This window comes from Membranihabitans maritimus (assembly GCF_021729145.1).
Taxonomy (GTDB): Bacteria; Bacteroidota; Bacteroidia; order Chitinophagales; family Saprospiraceae; genus Membranihabitans; species Membranihabitans maritimus.
Genome location: NZ_JAJSLW010000003.1, coordinates 173,862 through 195,861, shown reverse-complemented (window position 1 = coordinate 195,861; position 22,000 = coordinate 173,862). Strand labels below are relative to the sequence as shown.

The 22,000-nt window shown below is 36.9% G+C and carries 18 protein-coding genes and 1 tRNA gene; 15 read left to right on the top strand and 4 right to left on the bottom strand.

Going from position 1 to position 22,000, the window contains the following annotated elements; genetic code table 11:
• Positions 1-171 precede the first annotated feature (171 nt).
• Complete coding sequence (locus tag LVD47_RS04745) at positions 172-1,059, top strand: M23 family metallopeptidase (protein ID WP_236974401.1); 888 nt, start codon at positions 172-174, stop codon at positions 1,057-1,059.
• Positions 1,060-1,495: 436 nt separating this feature from the next.
• Positions 1,496-1,933 carry an LNS2 domain-containing protein gene (locus LVD47_RS04740; RefSeq protein ID WP_236974400.1) on the top strand — a complete coding sequence of 146 codons (438 nt, stop codon included), beginning with the start codon at positions 1,496-1,498 and terminating at the stop codon, positions 1,931-1,933.
• A gap of 4 nt (positions 1,934-1,937) precedes the next feature.
• Here LVD47_RS04740 and LVD47_RS04735 read toward each other — a convergent pair whose 3' ends face one another.
• Positions 1,938-2,840, bottom strand: a complete 903-nt coding sequence (locus tag LVD47_RS04735) for a TIGR01777 family oxidoreductase (RefSeq protein WP_236974399.1) — start codon at positions 2,838-2,840, stop codon at positions 1,938-1,940.
• 56 nt (positions 2,841-2,896) lie between these two features.
• On the opposite strand from LVD47_RS04735, the gene LVD47_RS04730 reads away from it, so the two are divergent.
• The 10 genes from LVD47_RS04730 to LVD47_RS04685 all read left to right on the top strand — a co-directional run bounded on the left by LVD47_RS04730 (position 2,897) and on the right by LVD47_RS04685 (position 13,611).
• Complete coding sequence (locus tag LVD47_RS04730; RefSeq protein ID WP_236974398.1) at positions 2,897-4,600, top strand: ABC transporter substrate-binding protein; 1,704 nt, start codon at positions 2,897-2,899, stop codon at positions 4,598-4,600.
• Between the two features lie 36 nt (positions 4,601-4,636).
• Positions 4,637-5,992, top strand: coding sequence for an ABC transporter permease family protein (locus tag LVD47_RS04725; RefSeq protein ID WP_236974397.1), 1,356 nt, complete (start codon positions 4,637-4,639; stop codon positions 5,990-5,992).
• Positions 5,989-7,089, top strand: coding sequence for an ABC transporter permease (locus LVD47_RS04720; protein ID WP_236974396.1), 1,101 nt, complete (start codon positions 5,989-5,991; stop codon positions 7,087-7,089). Before LVD47_RS04725 ends, LVD47_RS04720 begins: the two co-directional genes overlap by 4 nt.
• A gap of 107 nt (positions 7,090-7,196) precedes the next feature.
• Entirely contained in the window at positions 7,197-9,932 is a 2,736-nt protein-coding gene (locus LVD47_RS04715; protein ID WP_236974395.1) for a 2-oxoglutarate dehydrogenase E1 component, read from the top strand.
• A gap of 344 nt (positions 9,933-10,276) precedes the next feature.
• Positions 10,277-11,062 carry a TatD family hydrolase gene (locus LVD47_RS04710; protein ID WP_236974394.1) on the top strand — a complete coding sequence of 262 codons (786 nt, stop codon included), beginning with the start codon at positions 10,277-10,279 and terminating at the stop codon, positions 11,060-11,062.
• Positions 11,063-11,190: 128 nt separating this feature from the next.
• A tRNA-Ser gene (locus tag LVD47_RS04705) sits at positions 11,191-11,278 on the top strand.
• Positions 11,279-11,331: 53 nt separating this feature from the next.
• Positions 11,332-12,051 (top strand): MotA/TolQ/ExbB proton channel family protein, encoded by a 720-nt coding sequence (locus LVD47_RS04700; protein WP_236974393.1) that lies wholly within the window; start codon positions 11,332-11,334, stop codon positions 12,049-12,051.
• Positions 12,052-12,063: 12 nt separating this feature from the next.
• A complete protein-coding gene (locus tag LVD47_RS04695; RefSeq protein ID WP_236974392.1) occupies positions 12,064-12,537 on the top strand; it encodes a hypothetical protein in 474 nt (157 codons plus the stop codon).
• Between the two features lie 6 nt (positions 12,538-12,543).
• Entirely contained in the window at positions 12,544-13,083 is a 540-nt protein-coding gene (locus LVD47_RS04690; RefSeq protein ID WP_236974391.1) for an ExbD/TolR family protein, read from the top strand.
• A 36-nt stretch (positions 13,084-13,119) separates the two neighbouring features.
• The gene (locus tag LVD47_RS04685; RefSeq protein WP_236974390.1) at positions 13,120-13,611 is read left to right on the top strand and encodes an ExbD/TolR family protein; all 492 of its coding nucleotides are present in this window, start codon (positions 13,120-13,122) and stop codon (positions 13,609-13,611) included.
• A gap of 668 nt (positions 13,612-14,279) precedes the next feature.
• Here LVD47_RS04685 and LVD47_RS04680 read toward each other — a convergent pair.
• Entirely contained in the window at positions 14,280-14,738 is a 459-nt protein-coding gene (locus LVD47_RS04680; RefSeq protein ID WP_236974389.1) for a DUF4293 domain-containing protein, read from the bottom strand.
• A 171-nt stretch (positions 14,739-14,909) separates the two neighbouring features.
• Here LVD47_RS04680 and LVD47_RS04675 point away from each other — a divergent pair, with 171 nt between their 5' ends.
• The gene (locus LVD47_RS04675; protein ID WP_236974388.1) at positions 14,910-16,802 is read left to right on the top strand and encodes an OstA-like protein; all 1,893 of its coding nucleotides are present in this window, start codon (positions 14,910-14,912) and stop codon (positions 16,800-16,802) included.
• Between the two features lie 64 nt (positions 16,803-16,866).
• On the opposite strand, the gene LVD47_RS04670 is transcribed toward LVD47_RS04675, so the two are convergent.
• Complete coding sequence (locus LVD47_RS04670) at positions 16,867-17,448, bottom strand: RNA polymerase sigma factor (RefSeq protein WP_236974387.1); 582 nt, start codon at positions 17,446-17,448, stop codon at positions 16,867-16,869.
• Between the two features lie 228 nt (positions 17,449-17,676).
• Here LVD47_RS04670 and uvrA point away from each other — a divergent pair, with 228 nt between their 5' ends.
• Positions 17,677-20,484 (top strand): excinuclease ABC subunit UvrA, encoded by a 2,808-nt coding sequence (gene uvrA / locus LVD47_RS04665; RefSeq protein WP_236974386.1) that lies wholly within the window; start codon positions 17,677-17,679, stop codon positions 20,482-20,484.
• Entirely contained in the window at positions 20,481-21,290 is an 810-nt protein-coding gene (locus LVD47_RS04660; RefSeq protein WP_236974385.1) for an alpha/beta hydrolase, read from the top strand. Before uvrA ends, LVD47_RS04660 begins: the two co-directional genes overlap by 4 nt.
• Positions 21,291-21,322: 32 nt before the next feature.
• Here LVD47_RS04660 and aat read toward each other — a convergent pair whose 3' ends face one another.
• Entirely contained in the window at positions 21,323-22,000 is a 678-nt protein-coding gene (aat, locus tag LVD47_RS04655) for a leucyl/phenylalanyl-tRNA--protein transferase (RefSeq protein WP_236974384.1), read from the bottom strand.

Here is a 22,000-nt window from a genome sequence, read left to right as displayed (position 1 = left end):
TGAATCAAACAGATTTCAAATTAGCTTTAAAAAAGTTTTGATCTGTTACCATTTTGTAATTTTGAATTGATAGTAATATTTTGGATAGGTACTTTGCCAGGTGAAATATACTATTTATAGAATTAGGCGTTAATTTTTGTAGATAAATAAATGGACTTTTTAGTAAAATAAATGGATGATATAAAAAACAAGGACGAATCCTGGTGGAGGAAAGGATATAGAATGGTATTGATCAACACGGATACGTTAAAAACTGAATCGGTTCATAGTTTTAGTAGAATAAAGCTGTTTTTGCTGACTATCGCTGCTATTATTGTATCTTTTTTATTTTTTTATTTAATAGTTAGTCTTACTCCCATAAAGAAAATTATTCCCGGGTTCTATGCTCAGATGGATGCACCTGAGCTTATAAAATTGCGAAAACATATTAATGAAATGGAAGAGCAATTGGTGGAACAGGATCAATATATTACCTCTCTACGGGGGCTAATTAGCGGAAGACCATTGGACAGTTTGCAGAAAAGAGATCTCTCAAGGGAAATTGCAGAAGAACCACAAGTAGCTTCAGTGGTTAACAGGATCGATGAGGATAAACAATTGCGTGATCAGGTAGAAAGAAAGGACCGTTTGAGTGCCTTGCGCGAAAATATAACGCAGGACCGTCCTTCTGCCTTGAATACCGTAGATGAAAAGAATTTAATTGCCCCGGTTCTGGGCCCTATTGGTAAAGGGTATGACCCTACGGATGATCATTTTGGTATTGATATTCTTGCTTCAAAAAACACTGCTATAAAAGCAATCGCTTCAGGCGTAGTTGTCCAGGCTGATTGGAGTGTGGAAACAGGTAATTCCATTATGATACTTCACGATAATGGTTTGATTTCTGTTTATAAACACAATTCTTCACTGTTGAAGAAAAATTATGCCCGGGTAGAAGCCGGAGAGGCCATTGCCATTATTGGGAACACGGGAACGTTAAGTTCTGGACCGCATTTACATTTTGAATTGTGGAACAATGGAATGCCGGAAGATCCCCAGGAGTATATTAACTTTAATTGATCATTACTTATTTTTTAGTATCTATTTTTGGCATAGCTTAATTAATTTCCACTTTTGATAATCAGATATATTTGTCGCGAAAGTCCTTGCATTAGGGAGACAGACGGTGTCCGGTTTGATTAATTTGAGTGGTGAAATATGTTTCCTTTTTTCATCGCATTTGGTATGGTTTGGGAACTTCCTCACCGTATTACATTTCTATTTTTGATGAGGCAGTGAATACTATCCTGGCTGCTTTGATTCGGTCAAATGTTTTGCATTTTGAGAATAAAGCGATATAGTATGAGTACTAAGACGGAATTTGAAAAGTAATTCTTACAGAATATATCTTAGGAAACCTATTCATTTGGTATTTATTTATGAGTTTGAATAGTCCTCTGTAAAATTTTATGTGTTTTCGTGTTAAATATTTAAATAAAGTAATATTTTTGCGGTTATGGAAAAAGGTAATAATTTAAAATTCAATGAAGTTGTAAACGAAAAGGGTGAACATTTAAGTCCTGTTTTACCTGAAGAAGTAAAGAATTTTTTAATTGATATTGACGGTACTATTTGTGATGATATTCCAAATGAAGAACCTGAAAGGATGGTGACAGCCAGGAAATATCCAGATGCACTGGAGATAATAAATAAATGGTATGAAGAAGGTCATATTATTACATTCTTTACGAGCCGGACAGAAGAGCACAGGGAAGTTACGGAAGAATGGTTGCGAAAACACAATTTTAAATACCATGGATTGTTGATGAATAAGCCCAGGGGAGGTAATTATCATTGGATAGACAACCATATTGTACGGGCCACGCGATTTAAGGGCAAGTTTACCGACCTGGTAATTCGTCAGAAAGAGGTGGAGGTCTTTAATCACGAATAAAATTTTATGATTCTTTGACTCTCTGAAGAGCTTCGGAGATGTTTTCGTATTTAAACTTAAAACCCTCTTCTTCCAAATTTAATGGTAGGACTTGCGAATTTGTAAGGATAGCCTCGTGCATTTTTCCGTAAAGAATTTTGATTACAAATTTAGGGACAGGAAAAAGTAAGGCATTTTTATTAAAAGTCTTTTTTAATTCCTTGCCAAAGTTTTTACTGGTTACCGGAAGTGGTGAAGTTAAATTATAAACATGTTGAAGTTGCTCAGTTTCCATTATATGGTGAACACTTGTAGCTAAATCTTCTTCGTGAATCCAACTTATATACCCGTTGCCTTTCCCAAAATAAGGAGCAACATACATGTTTGCCATAGAGGTGAACCGATCAAGAAAACCACCTTTTTTACTAATTACCACTCCTGATCTGACAACACTATGTCGAATTGATTTCTTGGAATTCTTAAAAAAAGCATTTTCCCACTTTTTTACAAGATCTACCAGAAAAGAGGATTTACCGGGAAGATCGAGTTCATTAACTGGGTCAGGATTGTTCCCGTATATACCTATGGCGGAAAAATTGATAAAACAATCTGTATTTATTTTACCCTGGTGGATGCAATCCCACAGAAAATCGGTAGGGATTATGCGTGATTCCAATAATAATTTCCTTCTTTGTTTTGTCCAGCGTTTTTCAGCCAGATCCGCTCCGCAAGTATTGATTAGAGCGTCAAACTGATAATTTTTACATCTCGGTGAAAGGACTTTTTGGGAAGGATCCCATGACAAATATTTCTCAGAATCATATTTATCTCGGGAAAGAATGAATATTTCATTACCTTTTGATGCCAAATAATTTGACAAAATTGAACCTATAAGTCCAGTGCCTCCGGCAATAAGAATCTTTCCCATTAGTTTTTCGATATAGTAATGTAAAAATAATAACTTCGTAGCATATCCAAAGAATTATGGTCCCAAATCGTTTTTCATTGTTTTGTGTTGTAGTGTTTGTACTTGTTCTTATTAGCGGATGTACTGATTCATATGATTATCAAAGATCAAAGATTATTAGGGTCCAATCTTCCTCAGAACCAGATATAATTAATCCGGCTATTTCGAGAAAAAGTATTGCATCTGCAATTGAATCCCATATGTATTTGCCCCTCATGGAGCCCCAAAGTCCCGATGGAAACTGGTCCCCGGTCTTGCTTAAACAATGGCAATTCAGGAAGAATGAAGGGACGTTTCAATATATCCTTGATTTTAGAGACAATGCTTTTTGGAGCGATGGAGAACTTATCGGGCCGCAAGATTTGGTTTTTACTATTAAAATGGCATTGAATCCCTATCTTAGTAACAGATCCTGGGTTCCCTATATGTCATTAATTAATAAGATAGAAAAAGAGAGTCCGGGTCGGGTGATTATTTCACTAGATGAACCGTATATACTTGCAGATGAGTTTATCGCTAGTATGACGCTTTATCCCCACCATATATTTGACCCGGATGGTATAATTCGTTCCATTCCCCTTGAAACTTTTACAAGTGGTAATTATACCGGTGCTCAGGATACTCTTCTGCGAGAAGTGGCGGAAGAATTTAATGCGTATGGTAATAGCCAGACACAAAACTGTGTGGTTTCCGGTCCATATAATTTGGTGGATTGGACCGTGGGGCAAAGGTTAACTCTTGAAAAAGTAAATGATTGGTGGGGTGAAAGAATGGTCGGTGACTCTTCTTTTAATTATTCCCAGTGGGATACGATTCAATACATTTTTATTGAAGATTTGCAAAATGCGATTAATTCCTTTGTCAATGATCAGGTTGATTTGTTGACGTCTGTACGTCGTGAGGATTCTTCTATAATTGCTGATTCTGATGGTGAAATAATATCCTTTCCTACTTTGCAGTTGTTATACATTGCGGCAAATAATCAGAATGAGTTATTATCTCAGGTAGCAATTAGGAATGCATTGAATCTGGGGATTAACAGGTCTGATTTGATTAGAAGATTATTTGATAAGGATACAGAACCAGCTTTTGGTCCTATCCACCCGGACAAGTCTTATTATAAAGGTTTTCAAGTTGAATATGATCCAAAGATGGCTTCCGGGATTTTGGAAGAAATAGGTTGTAAGGATATTGATGGAGATGGTATTTTGGAATGTGCTACTAATGAGGGAATGCGGGCATTAAAGTTTGAAATTTGGACAACACGCTCAGAAATTTCCAGAAACGTGGCAACCCTTTTAAAATCATATTGGAAACGTATTGGAGTGGAACTTACTATTCAATCCGGAGACTTTAGTTCTTTTTTACCTGAATTACAAAATAAGACTTTTGATTTAGCTACATTAGCTTTACGTCAAAATAATATAAAAGATGATCCTTACCCTTTGTGGCACAGTTCGCAAGCACAAGTGACTGGGAAAAATTATCAGGGACTAAGTGATGCGAAATTGGATTCACTTCTTTTAGCCTTGCGGGAGTGTCTGGATACCAGAGAACAAAACAAAATGTACGCTGAATTTCAAGAACGATTTTCAGAGTTACAGCCTGTTTTTTTCTTTGCTGCACCGGTAAAAGTTTTGGCTATTAAAGATGACATTGAATTATTTCGGATAAAAGAACGGCCGGGGTATGATATCGCTAGAAGTAGGTTGAAAAAATAGGGCGTTACGTGCTGGTTCGAATTTGAATAGAAAGGAATGAAGAGACTTATATTGAGAATATTATATATTATTCCAATTACCTTGTCAATTATCTGGCTTTCTCTTTTTTTATTTTACAAGCTTCCATCGAAACGAACTTTGGATACGGATCAAATTCAATTAGGTTCTTCAGCTGATTATATCAATTTATTGTCTGCAACTATTCAAACACCCGTGGGTAGAGTGGATGAAAGAAAACCTTTATTTTATCTCTCTATATTACCTGTTTCAGTTCCTCCTGTATATTACCGTTTTCCTATCCCCTTTAGAGAAAATTTTAAAGATTTGTGCCTCGATATTAATAATAAACAGGGAATGGAAAATTATGGCGAATGGTTGATTCGTCAATTAGAAAATTTATCCTTATCCGGTAGGGAGCAAATTAGTTCACAGAATGTATTGGAACTCCTAAATTGCAACAATAAAAGTAATTTTTACGATTTCTTATCGGAAAATCCAGTTCCTGTAAATATAAAAAAAAGCGTTGTAGTTGGAGAAGGCAAAAGGGATCCTATGATTCCTTACTATCTGGAGTGGAATGGGATGAAGAATATTTTTCATCAGCAATTAAAACTTTTATTTTCTGATGAAAATTATACAACAAATAGTGGTGCGGGAGTTTATAGGATTATTTTGTCTGCATTAAGCTGGACAATATGTTATTCCTTCCCGGGATTACTTATGGCTTTAGCGGTTCCTTTTTTTTTAGTGCTATTTTTTTATCCGGTTTCCGGGAAGAAAAAGATTTTGCCTTTTCTTAGAAAGTTTGTTTTGGTCTTTTATTCTCTTCCCACTTTTGTATTAGCTACAATGGCTTTGATTTTTTTAACTTCAGGCAGATACGGTACCATATCTGAAATTTTTCCCTTCCCTGATTTTTATCGAACAGGAGCCAATTCGTTTTTTTCAGTTTTGAGATATCATGCATTTGGCCTGATCCTCCCTGCACTGATCTTTGCTCTTAATCCAGGTGTTGCTTTATTTAGAATATTTGACGAAAAAGTCAGCTCCTTGAATAGAAATGGAGGAGATGGAAGATATTTTTTGCACCTGGGTATTTCCAACAATAAAGTTAGGTTTAAATATTTAGCTTCACATTTAGTGGTTACGTTATTGGGTACTTTGTCAAATTTGTTTGTAGGTATGATTGCCGGATCACTTATAATTGAACTCGTGTTTAATATCCCCGGATTGGGGAGACTTTTTTACCATTCGGTGATAGGATTTGATATAAACTTGTCGGTGACATTGATTGTGTTTTTTACAATTCTTCATCAATTGGGACATATATTTTCTGATTGGATGGTTGACAGATTTATGGTCGGAAGTGAGAAAGAAAGCCTATTGATATGAAGAATTGGATTGTGAAAGGTCATCTTTTTAATTCCCCTTCGAAGAAAGTGATTTTTACACTTATTATTATTTGTTATTTACTTAGCCACTTTTTGGCATCGGAGCGGGTGATATTGGGGTATTGTCCATCCGGATGGTCTTTTTTTTCGAATGATCAATTATGCGAAGCATATATTTCGCCGCTGGTGAGCATGGGACCGGAAACTATTCTGGATGAAGTTGATTCTTACCAGGCACCATTGTCCCTTACGCCAGGCATTGGAATACATTTAATGGGTACAGATGGGTTGGGAAGGGATGTTTTTTCCGGTGTTATTCACGGCGGCAGAAAATCAATTAATATTGCTGTCATAGCTGCTTTTTGCTCAATTTTTGTTGGTTGGTTTTTTGGAATGTTCTCTACTTTTTATTCCAAGATTCAAATTGGCTTACCAATAGGAATTGTTGTTTCGGGAATTTTTACTGCGTTTTTACTGGTTTTTCTATTGGTATCAGCAAGTTTTGGGACCGGGTTTTTTATTATTCTTCTCGTAGTTTTTCTGATGAAATGGTTGATAAGGAAAAATGTGAAGTTGAGGCCGGGTAGATTTATTTCCAGGGGAATTGAATGGTATCAGGCATTGCCGGACTTATTAATTTTAATAGTATTGAGTACCGTAGTAAAAGTAGATTCTCAACTTTTGGTAGCACTGATTATAGCATTGGTTTCCTGGCCAAATTTTGCACTGTTAGCTCGCAGGGAGGCATCTGAAATAATGCAGCAACCTTATTTTATACAGGGGGTGAGAAATAGGATTCCCCACTATAGATTGTTGATAAATTATCTATTCAAAAACTCTGCTGGATTATTATTAGCCATAATTCCACTTACCATTGGAAGGTTTGTTTTACTTGAATCTACTCTTTCATTTCTCGGATTGGGGCTCCCTCCTGATATTGTCACAATTGGTTCTATGGTCAATCAGGGAAAAGACCAATTAAATGCATGGTGGCTGATCGTATTTTCGGGAATTTTTATATTTATTTTGATACTCAGTTTGCAAAATTTGGGCTACCAACTCATATTGTCAAATAAAGTAAGGAATAGAAACAACTAAATAGATGAAATATCGTTTTACCTAGAATTTAATGTGATTATAATCAAAATGTATAGTTAATCCATGCAAATATTCGATATTTGCTCACTAAAATTAATAGTAACAAAATGTCCGATTATTCATACATATTCAATGCCCACCCAAATGTGATTGAAAGTTTATATAAAAAATATAAAGACTCACCGGGGGAGGTAGAACAGGGTTGGAGAGTATTTTTTAAAGGTTTTGATTTTCAGGCAAACGGTGAACCAGCATTTCCTGAAAATGGGGAAGCTCCTGTAGGAAAAATGCAAAAGGAGTTTGATGTATTGTCCATTATTCATGGTTACAGGGATCGAGGTCATCTTTTGTCTACCACTAATCCTATTAAACCAAGGAAGGATAGAAAACCGCACCTTGCATTAAAAGACTATAATCTCGATGAGTCTGATTTGGATGAGGTATTTATTTCCGGAGAGGAAATAGGCATGAAGAATGCCACATTGCGCCAGATTCTGGATCGTTTAAACAAACTTTATATTGGGAATATAGGTTTTGAATATGCCCATATTGAAGATAAGGAAAAGAGAATGTGGTTGCGCAATAAAATTGAATCCCGATCCCTGGAAGCAGATCATGGATTACCCTTTGAGAAAAAGAAAAGGATTCTTACAAAACTCAACGGTGCTACAATATTTGAAAAATTTCTTCACACCAAGTATATTGCCCAGAAGCGTTTTTCTCTGGAAGGGGGCGAAAGCCTTATTCCTGCACTGGATGCAATGATTAATAAAGGTGCTGAAAGTATCGTTGAAGAGGTAGTCATTGGTATGGCGCATCGTGGACGACTAAATGTGCTGGCCAATATAATGGGCAAAACCTATGAACATATCTTTAATGAATTTGAAGGAACAGCAGTTCCCGATATGGCTTTTGGCGACGGAGATGTAAAATACCATTTGGGGTATTCCAGTCAGGTAAAAGCATTGAATGGAAAAGATATCCAACTTAAACTTGCTCCAAATCCTTCCCACCTGGAGGCAGTTGATGCTGTTGTTCAAGGATATTCTCGTGCAAAGGCAGATGAACTCTATGGATCGGAATACGATAAGATTTTACCCATCCTCCTGCATGGCGATGCTGCAATTGCTGGGCAGGGAATAGTATATGAGACAGTTCAGATGAGTAAATTGGACGGGTATTATACAGGTGGTACTATCCATTTCGTGATTAATAATCAGATTGGATTTACTACGGACTTTGATGATGCTCGTTCATCTACCTATAGTACCGGGGTGGCAAATATGGTTCAGGCACCTGTTTTTCATGTGAATGGAGATGATGCGGAGGCAGTGATTTTTGCAGCGGAATTGGCTATTGAATACAGACAGAAATTCAATAATGATGTATTTATTGATATGGTTTGTTACCGTAAGCATGGTCACAATGAAGGAGATGATCCCAAGTTTACACAACCTAAGATGTATCAAATTATCAAAAACCACAAAAATCCAAGGGAGATTTATATTGATAAATTGATAAAGAGAGATAAAGTTGAAAAAGACCTGGCTGAAGATTTGGAGAAAAACTTCTGGGCGGATTTACAAAAGAGATTGGATTTGGTTAAGCAAAAGCCTTTGCCATATACCTATCAAAAGCCGGAAGAACAATGGCGAAAACTGAGAATAACAAAAGCCCCGGAAGATTTTGAAAAATCACCGGACACAGGAATTGCTAAAAAGCAACTCGACATTATTCTTGATCACCTGATTACATACCCTGAAGATTTCAATCCTGTCCCCAAAGTTAATCGACTGATAAAGGGAATGAAATCATTTCTGGCTGAAGATTCTCTGGATTGGGGGCTGGGAGAGTTGGCGGCCTATGGTTCTATCTTGATGGAGGGAAGAAATGTAAGGATGAGCGGTCAGGATGTAAAACGCGGAACATTTTCTCACCGCCATGCAGTCATATATGATTCCAAAACATATGATTCAAAAAATAGATTGGATGGTTTGTCAGATGATCAGGGTAAATTTATGATCTATAATTCCCTATTGTCTGAATTTGCAGTTTTGGGATTTGAATATGGGTACTCCCTTGCTTCTCCTGACCATTTAGTGCTTTGGGAAGCTCAGTTTGGGGACTTTTATAATGGAGCGCAAACGATTATTGACCAATTTATCTCTGCTGCAGAAAGTAAATGGAGGAGAATGAGTGGATTGGTTCTATTATTACCACATGGATATGAGGGTCAGGGTCCTGAGCATTCGAGTGCACGGTTGGAACGATTTTTACAATTATGTGCAGAATATAATCTTACTGTAACAAACATTACAACACCCGCCAATTTATTCCACGCCTTGCGTAGACAATTAGCCAGGCCTTTTAGAAAACCTCTTATTAATATGTCTCCCAAGCTATTGTTGAGACATCCCAAGTGTATTAGTAAGCGCGGAGAATTTTTAAAGGGAACTTCTTTTAAGGAAGTTATCGATGATGAAATAAAATCCGGGTCAAAAGTAAAGCGAGTGTTACTGTGTTCTGGTAAGGTTTATTACGATTTGTTAGCCAAAAGAGAAGAAGAGAAAATTAAGGACGTAGCAATTGTGAGAATTGAGCAATTATATCCATTGCCTATTAAACAACTGGAAGAGATTCGCACTAAATATTCCAAGGCTGAATTTTACTGGATTCAGGAGGAGCCGGAAAATATGGGAGCGTGGATGTTTGTTAATTATCATTTGGCTAAGTGGAATCTAAAAAGGATTTCCCGCGAAGCTGGTGCTTCTCCAGCTACCGGATTCAAAAAGATTCACGACGAACAACAGGAAAGACTGGTACAGGATGCTTTTGCAAAATAAATGATTTTTGAATATAATTTATTAACCCGGATTGACAGATGCCAATCCGGGTTTTTTTTTAAGAGGAAAAAAATAGTGAAGAATTCACTAAAAATTAATAGAACAGAAATAGAGTTGATATGTGAAGATTAATATATTTTTATAATATTTATATTCAATATTTTACACCACATTAATTCTCATTTTACTTGTAAAATTCATTGCTTATTTCTTGAGATACTTCTGAATACGTTTGCAATTGATCTACTGAATTAATGAATTTTTTAGAAAATATTAATAACTTTCCACTCGGAACGCACAATTGTTAGATTGGAAATGATGATATTTATTGGGGGAGAATATAAATGGAGGAGCTAAAGATGGTTGATACGCATGCGCATTTATATGTCAATCAATTTGGCAAAGACATTGACGAGGTATTGGACAGGGCTAAGGCTAGTGGAGTAAAGAGAGTGTACTTGCCCAATATAGATAGTAAAACCATTGACGATATGTTTGAGTTGTGTGATCGGTATCCTGATTACCTGTTCCCAATGCTGGGATTGCATCCATGTGATGTCAAAGCGGATTTCCGCGATGAGTTGGAAAAAATTGAACAGAGGTTGGATGATCGGAAGATTTATGCTATTGGTGAAATCGGCACAGATGCATATTGGGATCAGACATATATCGAGCAACAGAAAGAAGCGTTTCATATACAATGCGAATGGGCTTTGAAAATGGAATTACCTATAGTCATCCATGCAAGGGATAGTTTGGATATGCAGATTGAGATGGTTGAGAAATACAATGGAACCCTGAAAGGAGTCTTTCATTGTTTTACTGGAAATATTGATCAGGCAAAGCGTATTTTGGACTGCGGGTTTTATCTTGGAATAGGTGGAGTGGTGACATTCAAGAATAGTGGATTGGATAAAGTTTTGGAACGGATTCCGCTTAGTAAATTAGTACTGGAAACGGATTCGCCCTATTTGGCGCCTGTCCCTTATCGAGGAAAAAGGAACGAGAGTTCGTATTTGGTACACGTACTCGATAAGTTAACCGAAATTTATGATGTGGATAAAAAAAAGATTGAAGATGTTACTTCCGGGAATGCTGATCAATTGTTTAATAAGTGGTCTAATAATTGATGGGGCAATAATGAAATGAAATGTAATTTGAACAATTATTGAATGGGGTGCAAAGAAAAATTTTGATAATAGTTCAAGTTTTATAATTTTTGCGAAGCAAGTCAATGGACTTTTGCTTTTTGAAAGAGGGAGAGTTGGCCGAGTGGTCGAAGGCGCACGCCTGGAAAGTGTGTATACTCCAAAAGGGTATCGAGGGTTCGAATCCCTCACTCTCCGCTGTATTTTGTAATTTAATTTTGAAAAATATTCGTTAAAAAAATGTTTATACCATGCGTAAATTAGTTGCTTTGTTGCTTGTTTTGGGAGTAGCTACCTCGTTCGGAGCTACTGAAATTTTAGCACAAGAGGAAACCGCTACAGGTTTTCAGGTGCTTAAAGAAAAATTCATTCAAGGGGATTGGAAGTTTATGACCCCCGTTTTGATTTGTTTGATTTTGGGATTATCATTCTGTATCGAACGTATCATAACACTTAATTTGGCTACTGCTAACACTGACAAACTTTTATCTAAAATCGACAATCGTTTGGCTGAAGGTGATTTGGACGGTGCTATGGAGGTTTGCAAATCCACTTCAGGTCCTGCAGCCAGTGTTTTATATGAAGGATTAAGAAATGCGAATAAAGGTCCGGAAGCAGTGGAAAGGGCTATTTCTTCCTACGGTTCGGTGCAGATGGGACTTCTCGAAAAAGGATTAGTTTGGATTGCATTGTTTATCGCAATTGCACCGATGCTTGGTTTCATGGGTACGGTAATTGGTATGATTCAGGCATTTGATAATATCCAGGCAGTGGGTGATATTTCTCCTACTATTGTGGCTGGTGGTATTAAAGTAGCACTTTTGACTACAGTATTTGGTCTGATCGTCGCTATTATCCTTCAGATATTTTATAACTATATAGTTTCCAAAATTGACGGAATCGTTAATAAAATGGAAGATGCTTCTGTAGGATTATTAGACGTTTTGGCCAGAAATAATTACTTCAAGTAAAAAAAAAGATTTATGTATAAATTATTATCTAAATATGGATTGGCCCTGGCGTTTGTCATTGGTCTGGTCTTTACACTAATCTTCCTGATCCCGGCAATGAATGGTTTGCCCGCTGGATTTGGAGAGATGGTGATGGAAGAGCAAACCAAAACAAATGCCTTTAATACAGGGTTGAAAGCCACAATAGTGTTATTTATAGCTACTGTAATCATTACGATTCTTGCATCACTATTAAGTGTAATAAAAGATCCGCGAGCTGCAATTAAAGGAATTATTGGTATTGCAATTTTGTTAATATTAGTATTTATATTATATTCTACTTCACTTGCAGAACAGGGAGGTCGAGTAGCAGCGGCTGCTACGGAATTTGGAGTTAATGACAATATGAGTAAGTGGATTAGTGCCTTTATCAAAGGGGCATTTGTACTTTCCGGGGCTGCAATAGTAATAGTAATATTAGGAGAATTGCGAAATTTATTTAAATAAAAGATTATGGCAAGGAAAAGAGAATCACCGGAAGTCAATGCGGGATCCATGGCAGATATAGCATTCTTGCTACTTATCTTCTTTTTGGTGACCACTACCATTGACGCAGATAAAGGGATTATGGTTCAGCTTCCACCCTGGTCAGATGAGCCACCCGATCCGACACAGCTCAATGAGCGAAATGTATTTAGTGTCCTCATTAATGCCAATGATGATTTATTGGTGAGGGGAGAGCCGGCAGATATTGATTTGTTACGAGACAGGGCAAAAGAATTTATCCTTAACCCTCAGGGTAGACCGGATTTATCTGAAAAACCAACAAAGGCAATTATCTCACTGAAGAATGACCGTGGAACACAATATGATTTATATATTGAGGTATATAATGAATTGAAAGCAGCCTACGATGAATTGTGGGAGGAACAGTCCCAGAAAATGTATGGTACTTCCTATGAAGATTTGCCTACTGATAATAAGAAAGCAGTCAGGGCGGTAATTCCATTAGTATTGTCAGAGGCAGAGCCTACAGATTTTGGAGATGAGTAGGTATTCATTTTATTAGTCTAAATTAAAAGTTGAGTTATGTCACATTTTAAAAAGAAGCGGGGGAATTCGACGCCTAAAATTTCTACTTCCTCTCTACCAGATATCATCTTTATGCTTTTGTTCTTTTTTATGGTGGTAACCGTTATGAGAGAGGGGGAAAGAAAGGTACAGGTTACAGTTCCTCAAGCTACCCAATTAATAAAATTGGAGAAAAAATCTTTGGTGAATACTGTTTATATTGGTAAGCCAATTAAAAAATATCAGGAAATTTATGGTACCCAGCCGCGTGTTCAATTGGACGATAAGTTTGCGAAGAACCTCGATGGGGATATTGCTCTTTTTTTAGAGAAGCATAAGTTAAAGGTTAATGAACAACTTCATGGAGCAATAATTACCTCTATTAAGGCCGACGCAGGAGTCACAATGGGAATTGTCACTGATGTTAAAACGGCGTTGAGAAAAGCCAATCAATTAAAAGTAAATTATTCAGCCTCTCCTAATACAGATAGAATGAATACTGGATTATAAGATGTTTTCTGGTTTGTTAAGTTAATAATAAAGAAATTAACGACCACTTGGCCCCATAGGACAAGTGGTTTTTTTTTGTGTCGTTATCAGGTGCAATAAGGCTTATTTAGGCATCTTGTGGACATTCCTTTGGTTTATCCATTTCATTATACATATATAGTTATTCTTTGCCTAATACTAGCTTGGGGTATGAAGGTTGACTATTTCCAATCTAAGACAAATGCTGGCATAATTTTACTCTTTATCCTGGTAGTGCATCCTTATAATAGTGGATAAAGAGGGTGACGGATTTCACTTCTATATACGGACCTGGTGGATGTATAGTGGAATGTTTACCGTTTGACCATAATAAAAATCCATATTTGTAAAGTCCCTTCTATTGTTTTCAAGATGTTGTTAAGCATCCAATCCGATGGTGATGGTGTATTCATCGGGGATCAATGTTAGTTCAATTACCGCAGGTTCTATATAAATCTTCCCGGAGAATATTGGAGACTTTCCATCTTACCCTGGGAATGTTGTCTATACTGGGATTTTATAGGTTCTACTGCTGGAATTTCTATATTCAGGGCCATTAGATTTCTAGTGATTCATTGAATGGAAAATACAATTACCATACTTCAAAATATGCAAGTTAAAGGATTGTATTCAAGCAAGAGACAGGAAAATTACCGTAATCTGTCCATGGATTTTACCAATTTATCATCTTTTCTAATGCCCCTAATCGCAAAAAACAATAGTAAAATTGATGCAAAAGGAAGAAAAGCACCGATTCTGGGGTTAATTGTGTAATTGGACTCAATGGAGCTTAAATCATTAAACGTAAAATAGATGGCAATAGCTATAAAGGCAATAATCAACGCAATTGAAATTTTGCTCAGATTTATTTGCAATTTTCGGTTATTATATAAAAAAATGGTTATTAAAATAATGGCGGCAATGGTGCCAGCAAGGACTATAAAAGTCGTATTGTCATAAATATCGAAAACAGTGTCTCCAAATAATAGGAGTGGGCTTTTGTTTATACCTTCTCCATTGATTGTTAACAGATCGACAGGTTGAAAAAACAAGCATGCAAATAGTATAGAAGCTAATAATAAATATATTGACTGCTTTCGTTGAATCATAATTCGTTATTTTTGACGCAAAAATACACAAATGCATAAAATCAAAGGGGGTATTTTTCCTAAAGTAATTTTATCGTTTGATTAACATGCAGACTTACTGTTGACTTCGTTATATGACAAAAAAATTGTTTAATCAAAACTAATTGCTTTCAAGAATATGATATTGAAAATATGAAAGTATATCTGGTCGGATTTTATTGTGCGGTTACCATATTTTGTTTTGGCACGCAGCTATCGGGGCAGAATACGGTATCTGACAGTACCGCAAATGATAGTGCAACGACTATTATTTTGGATGAACCTGCTGACAGGGCCCGATTATTCACGGAAGATGGCATGCAATATCAACAATTGGTGGGTAATGTCCGATTGCGTCATGACAGCACTTTTATGCGATGTGATTCTGCTATTATTGATGAGAACAACCAGGTAGAAGCATATGGTAATGTGGTTATCCAGGAGTTGGATAGCACCTTTATTTTTTCAGACACATTGCTCTATGATGGGAATTTGCGCATGGCAGAACTTCTGGGGGAAGTTATTTTGGAAAAGAAAGAACAAAGGCTTTTTACTGATCGGTTAATGTATGACCTGGTCAAACGCGAGGCAACTTATTCCAGAAAATCATATATGACTGATAAGGAAACGCAGTTAAGTTCTTTAAATGGGACCTTTTATGTGGCTGAGAACAAAGCTGTTTTTAGAGATAGTGTACTAGTGCTGAATGATTCATTTAATTTAAAATCGGATTCCCTGGCATTTTTTACACAAGAATATAGAGTAAATTTTTTGAGTCCTACTATTCTTTACAACGATACAAGTAGACTATATGCTGAAAGAGGGTTTTATTTAATAAATGAAGAGGAAGCGCTTTTTCATCAGAATGCTGAATTTGAATCTGGTGAAAGTTCGGGAAGTGGCGATAGTATATGGTACTATGGCAAGGAACTCAGGTACGAATTATTGGGAAATGCACAAATTGAAAAGGAAGATAAAATAGCAACGGCAAGGAAAATTGTATACAACGAAAAATTTGGAACCCTGAATTTATTTAGGGATGCCAGGGTAGTGGGAGATGATATTAACGCAGTAGGTGATTCATTGGTTTACTATACAGAGACCAATTCTGTCAAATCGAATACCCGGACAAAAGTCCGACGCCCGGACTTTTCGTTAGAAGCTAATAATCTTGATTACGATAATGAGAGAAAATTTGGGTACGCCAGAGGCAATGTGATATGGGAAGATAGTTCGGGTATGAAAAGGATATTTACAGATAGCCTGGAGTACAAGGATGGAGAGCAATATGCCAAGGCAACCAGTATCAATTTACGCCCCTTATTTGAATGGATCGGGGAAGAAGGGGATACCATGAGACTGGTCTCTGATACATTAATTACCAATCAGGTAGTGGATTCAATAGATATGGAAAGTGATTCTATTGGCAATTTTAAAAAAGATACGTTCCAAAACTTTTTTGCGTACCATAATGTATCCATTTTACGAAATGATGTAGAAGGTAAAGCGGATAGTGTAGTCTATGACGAAGTAGATTCATTGATTTATTTATTTGGTGATCCTGTTCTATGGATGGATACCACACAATTAACGGGCGATACGATTTCAATTGTTATCAAAAATGGAGATATTCAAAGAGTCCTTATAAATGGTAATGCATTTGTCATTACTTCCCCGGATAGTATTTTTTTTAATCAAATAAAAGGTCGGCAGATTATTGCTTTTTTTGAAGATGGGAAGTTGAGTACGACCCATGTGGATGGAAATGCTGAATCTATATATTTTCCTGTCGACAGTGAAAACGCCTATCTGGGGATGAATAAAATTATTTGTAGCCGTATTGAGATGTTTTTTGAGGAGAACAACGTTACAGGGATTTCATTTTTGGAGAAGCCTACCGGCGAAATAATTGAAATGACCCGGGTAGAACCTGATAATTCTGTATTAAAAGGTTTTGTGAATCGGGACTATCTAAGGCCGAGGGGACTGTTCATCGAAAGACAACTGCCGGGAAGCAAAGAAAAAAGCCTACATTACCAAAAGTAATGGAGGCTTAATGTTAATTTTAATTGTCATGGGATCCCTTGTGCTTCAGGATCATTTGGATTGTTTAAATAAGAGCGATATTCTTTTCTTCTACAATTTTTCGCATATTGATTAAAGCATACCGCATTCGGCCCAAAGCTGTGTTGATACTCACTCTGGTTAATTGAGCGATTTCTTTAAAACTCAATTCAGCATAGTGACGAAGAATTACTACTTCTTTTTGCTCGGGCGGGAGCATATCCACCAGGTGTCTAACTTTACTGAAAGTCTCGCCTTTGATTAGCTCCGTCTCGACGTTATCTTCATCGATTTGAAGTACTTCAAAAATATCAAATTCCTCTGTAGGATTGACTTGTGGGCGTCTTTTAGACTTTCTGAAATTGTCGACACACATGTTATATGCTATCCGCATAGCCCATTGTCCGAATTTTCCTTCATGATTATATTTTCCGGCTCTAAGTGTTTTAATAATCTTAATAAACACTTCCTGGAAAATATCTTCCGCCAATTCGGTGTTCTTAACGAACATGTAAATGGATGTGTAAATTTTTTCTTCGTAACGATTCAAAAGCTCTTGAAAAGCTTTTTCATTACCACTGAGATAAGAATTTATCAACTCTTTGTCTGAAAGCATAGTTATTTGCATACCAAATCGTTTTCGGGTAATTAAATTAGATAATAAGTTTCGATTCAGTGTAAATATCTAAGCGTATAAGAGATAAATTTTTGTTCGGTAATAATTGATTAACGTTTTCAAAGGTAAATAAAAATATTTTATCTAAAAAGAATTCTTGAATAAATTAACAAATTGATTTTTTTATATACGTTATTTGTATTCATAAGTTTTCATAAAAAATAAGCCATATTTACTTTTATGTCAAATGATATCATAGAAATAAAAGGAGCAAAGGTACATAACCTGAAATCAGTAGATGTCAATATTCCTAAAAATAATCTTGTGGTTGTTTCGGGTGTATCCGGATCGGGTAAATCATCTTTGGTGATGGATACTTTATATGCAGAAGGACAGAGGAGATACGTGGAAAGTTTGTCATCCTATGCGCGTCAATTTCTGAACAGAATGACAAAGCCGGAAGTGGATTATATCAAGGGGATCTGCCCGGCGATAGCTCTCGAGCAAAAAACAGGTTCCAGTAATGCCAGGAGTACTGTAGGGTCTATGACTGAGGTCTATGATTATTTACGAGTCTTGTTTGCCCGAATTGGCAGGACTTATTCCCCGGTATCGGGCGAATTGGTTAAAAGGCATTCTGTTAGCGACGTTGTTGACTATATTATGTCTTTTGATGAAGGTGATCGAATAATCCTTTTGGTTCCCCTCAACCAAAGCTATGCAAAGAGAAATATTAAAACCCACCTTGAATTGCTGTTGCAGAGAGGGTATAATCGGGTAGATATTGAGGGAAGGGATGAAAAGATAGAAGATTTTCTTGCCTCTGGATCTGATCTGTTGCCAAAAAAACTGGAGCAAATAGATCCCGAATTAATCAAGGTGGTTATTGATCGATTTGTTGTGAAGAAAGATGATGAAGAAAATATAAAAAGAATCGGAGATTCTGTTCAGACTTCTCTGAGTGAGGGCGGGGGAAGCTGCTATGTTAAAAAATATGATGAACGGTCATCTCATTATTTTAACAATCGTTTTGAATTGGACGGTATTGTATTTCCGGATCCCAACCCGCATTTATTTAATTTCAACAATCCCTATGGTGCATGTCCCAAATGTGAAGGGTATGGTAGAATAATGGGAATAGACGAGAATAAGGTGATTCCCAATCATAATCTTTCAGTATATGAAGGGGCAATAGCCTGTTGGAAAGGGGACACCGCAGCCCGCTATTTGGATCCACTCCTGGATCGTGCCCATGAATTTGATTTTCCGGTACACAAAGCTTACAAACAATTGAGTCAGGAACAGAAGGATTTGCTTTGGAATGGAAATAAGTATTTCAAGGGGATAGAATCTTACTTTGAAGAATTAAGGTCGAAAACGTATAAAATTCAAAATCGTATTACCCTTTCCCGATTTCGTGGTAGGACCAGATGTCCGGAGTGTAAGGGTAGCAGACTGCGTAAGGAAGCACTGTATATTACCATTGACGGTAAAAATATAGCTGAATTAGCGAATTTGCCCATTGACGAATTATTTGAGTGGGTAGAAAAATTACAACTAGAAGAACATGATTACCAAATTTCTCGACAACTTTTATACGAAATAAAAATTCGACTCAAAGCGATGAATCAACTGGGGCTTTCTTACCTCCATTTGGATCGATTATCCGGCACTTTGAGTGGAGGTGAAACCCAAAGAATTTATCTTACTAAATGTCTGGGAAGCAACCTTACATCTTCTCTTTATATTTTAGATGAGCCAAGTATAGGCCTTCATCCCAGAGATAGTTCCAAACTAATTAGGGTATTGCGGGATCTCAAGGAATTAGGAAATACTGTAGTTGTAGTAGAACATGAAGAAGATATTTTACGGCAAGCGGATTATTTGATTGATTTGGGCCCTTTGGCTGGAGAGAATGGGGGAGAAGTAGTATTCAGTGGGCAACTCAATGGGAATGCTGACAATGAAAATAGTTTGACTATACGGTATTTGAATGGGGATGAGGTGATTGAGGTGCCTGAAAAAAGAAGAAGTTCTAATAGTGAAATTCGGATTGAAGAGGCTTTTTTACATAATTTGAAAGATATAAATGTAACTTTTAAGTTGAATATTATCAATGCATTATCCGGTGTTTCGGGGTCGGGTAAGTCAACATTGGTCCATCATATATTGTACCCAGCTCTCAATAATTACCTTGAGGATATAGAATCCGGTAAGCGTCAGGGCTTTAAGGATATAACGGGAGACTTGAATATGATTACTGCTGTGGAATTTATCGGACAGAAGTCTATTGGTAGGTCAAGTCGATCTAATCCGGCGACATATGTCAAGGCTTTTGATGATATCCGGAATTTATTTGCCAAACAGAATCTTTCCAAGATCAGGGGGTTTTCGGCCAAACATTTTTCATTTAATGTCGAAGGAGGACGATGCGAAGAATGCAAGGGAGACGGTGAGATTCATATTGAAATGCAGTTTTTGTCAGATATTAGTCTCGAATGTGAGGTATGTAAAGGGAAGCGGTTTAAAAGGGAGGTATTGGATGTCAAGTACAGGGAAAAAAGTATATACGATGTTCTTCATTTGACGATCGAACAAGCCCTTGATTTTTTTGAGGACAGACCTGAAATTGCATTGAAATTACAGCCATTGGAGAAGGTCGGTTTGGGGTATTTGAGATTGGGACAATCATCCAGTACACTCTCTGGTGGAGAGGCACAGCGGTTGAAGCTTGCATACTACCTGGGGCAGGAAAATTCCAGCGATCGAATATTTTTTATTTTTGACGAACCGACGACGGGGTTGCACTTTCACGATATAAAAAAATTGTTAATTGCTTTCAATGATCTGGTTGAAATGGGACATACCGTATTGGTAGTTGAGCACAATATGGATATTATCAAATCGGCCGATTGGGTGGTAGACCTGGGACCTGAGGGAGGTAAAAATGGTGGAAGTGTTGTAGGTATGGGCACTCCTGAAGAATTGTCTGCTGTCGAAAATTCATATACAGGGCAATTCCTGAAAGAAAAACTTGCCGGTAAATGATAGACCAGGAGAATGTTTACGAAGTTACGGATTTGGTAGAACAACCCCAAGCAACTATATTATTGACACACGGTTTGGGTGAGCATTTACATCGATATGACCATTTTGTGAAATTTTTAAATGAAAATAGAATATCAGTATTTAGGTATGACTTGCCCGGTCACGGTAGAACAAGAACTGGCGATTGGCTATTTGATGATGCCAATGTCCTGATTGATACCATTCGTCATAAATATAGGCGGGCACAAGGGTATTCGTCCTCGCAGAATATCCCACTTTTTCTAATGGGGCAAAGTCTCGGAGCATTAATTACTGCGAATTTTGTATCAGTATTCCAACCGTATTGCGAAGGAGTATTACTTTCGGCTCCGGCTTTAAGTGCGGGGCAGTTAGCCTCAAATTTTGTCATTAAAATATTGAAGCAGGTAAAATATTTTTTTCCCAGGTTCCCTTATTTGAAAATTCCTCCGGAACATCTATCTCATGTAGTTGAAGTAGGGGAAAACTACAAAAATGACCCGTTGGTATTTCATGGCAAAATCAATCTACAGACAGGGTATGAAATCCTGACCTTAATGAAAGAAACCAATGCCAATGTCGAGAATTTTCAGCAACCGGTACTTATTTTACATGGCAGTAAAGACAAAATCATTCCGGAATCTTCTTCTCTTTCTTTTTTTAACCGTCTCGTAATAGAAGACAAAACATTACAATTGTACCCAGGGATGTACCATGAAATATTAAATGAAATAAACAGGGAGAAAGTGTACGAAGATATTTTTTCCTGGATAGAAAGTAGAATATAAAAGGACCTGGAAAATACTCCTTCTTGCATTATTCAATCCCACTTTTTGGCGAATGATTCACATAATAAATTTTCTTTTATCATGTCGAAATATTCAGCCTGGGAAATGGAATATCCTCCGAGTCGTTCCATATGGGAGGAATATTGCTGGCAATCAATGGTAGTATATCCCTTTTCCCGAAGGATATTTCCAAGAAATAGAGCAGCATATTTTGAAGCATTGGAAATTTCAGAAAACATGGATTCTCCACTAAAAATCTTTCCAATTCCTACTCCGTAAAGTCCCCCAACCATTTTATTTTCTTGCCAGACTTCAACCGAGTGGGCATATCCCTTTGAATGCAATTTTGTATATGCTTTCTTTATATCTGAGGTGATCCAGGTACCGTCTTGATTACTTCTGGTAATATTTTGACATCGATCTATGACGCTTTCAAAGTGTTGGTCGACGGTAACGGTAAAAATATTATTATTGAAATAAGTTCTCATACTTTTGGGCATATGCATATTTTCGACATCAATAATAAATCTCTTTTTTGGTGACCACCACAAAATAGGTTGATCCTCACTATACCACGGGAATATACCAAATCGATAGGCTAATAATAATCTTTCAATACCTAAATCACCACCTACCGCCAGAAGACCATCTTCATTCGATAGAAAAGGATGCGGGAAATACATTGGGAAATCCGGGTAGTGCAAGCCCAT

What these genes read in the sequence shown, in the direction of transcription:
- LVD47_RS04745 (WP_236974401.1), top strand. Translation starts at nt 172, where the DNA reads ATGGATGATATAAAAAACAAGGACGAATCCTGGTGGAGGAAAGGATAT.
- LVD47_RS04740 (WP_236974400.1), top strand. Translation starts at nt 1,496, where the DNA reads ATGGAAAAAGGTAATAATTTAAAATTCAATGAAGTTGTAAACGAAAAG.
- LVD47_RS04735 (WP_236974399.1), bottom strand. Translation starts at nt 2,840, where the DNA reads ATGGGAAAGATTCTTATTGCCGGAGGCACTGGACTTATAGGTTCAATT.
- LVD47_RS04730 (WP_236974398.1), top strand. Translation starts at nt 2,897, where the DNA reads ATGGTCCCAAATCGTTTTTCATTGTTTTGTGTTGTAGTGTTTGTACTT.
- LVD47_RS04725 (WP_236974397.1), top strand. Translation starts at nt 4,637, where the DNA reads ATGAAGAGACTTATATTGAGAATATTATATATTATTCCAATTACCTTG.
- LVD47_RS04720 (WP_236974396.1), top strand. Translation starts at nt 5,989, where the DNA reads ATGAAGAATTGGATTGTGAAAGGTCATCTTTTTAATTCCCCTTCGAAG.
- LVD47_RS04715 (WP_236974395.1), top strand. Translation starts at nt 7,197, where the DNA reads ATGTCCGATTATTCATACATATTCAATGCCCACCCAAATGTGATTGAA.
- LVD47_RS04710 (WP_236974394.1), top strand. Translation starts at nt 10,277, where the DNA reads ATGGAGGAGCTAAAGATGGTTGATACGCATGCGCATTTATATGTCAAT.
- LVD47_RS04700 (WP_236974393.1), top strand. Translation starts at nt 11,332, where the DNA reads ATGCGTAAATTAGTTGCTTTGTTGCTTGTTTTGGGAGTAGCTACCTCG.
- LVD47_RS04695 (WP_236974392.1), top strand. Translation starts at nt 12,064, where the DNA reads ATGTATAAATTATTATCTAAATATGGATTGGCCCTGGCGTTTGTCATT.
- LVD47_RS04690 (WP_236974391.1), top strand. Translation starts at nt 12,544, where the DNA reads ATGGCAAGGAAAAGAGAATCACCGGAAGTCAATGCGGGATCCATGGCA.
- LVD47_RS04685 (WP_236974390.1), top strand. Translation starts at nt 13,120, where the DNA reads ATGTCACATTTTAAAAAGAAGCGGGGGAATTCGACGCCTAAAATTTCT.
- LVD47_RS04680 (WP_236974389.1), bottom strand. Translation starts at nt 14,738, where the DNA reads ATGATTCAACGAAAGCAGTCAATATATTTATTATTAGCTTCTATACTA.
- LVD47_RS04675 (WP_236974388.1), top strand. Translation starts at nt 14,910, where the DNA reads ATGAAAGTATATCTGGTCGGATTTTATTGTGCGGTTACCATATTTTGT.
- LVD47_RS04670 (WP_236974387.1), bottom strand. Translation starts at nt 17,448, where the DNA reads ATGCAAATAACTATGCTTTCAGACAAAGAGTTGATAAATTCTTATCTC.
- uvrA (WP_236974386.1), top strand. Translation starts at nt 17,677, where the DNA reads ATGTCAAATGATATCATAGAAATAAAAGGAGCAAAGGTACATAACCTG.
- LVD47_RS04660 (WP_236974385.1), top strand. Translation starts at nt 20,481, where the DNA reads ATGATAGACCAGGAGAATGTTTACGAAGTTACGGATTTGGTAGAACAA.
- aat (WP_236974384.1), bottom strand. Translation starts at nt 22,000, where the DNA reads ATGGGCTTGCACTACCCGGATTTCCCAATGTATTTCCCGCATCCTTTT.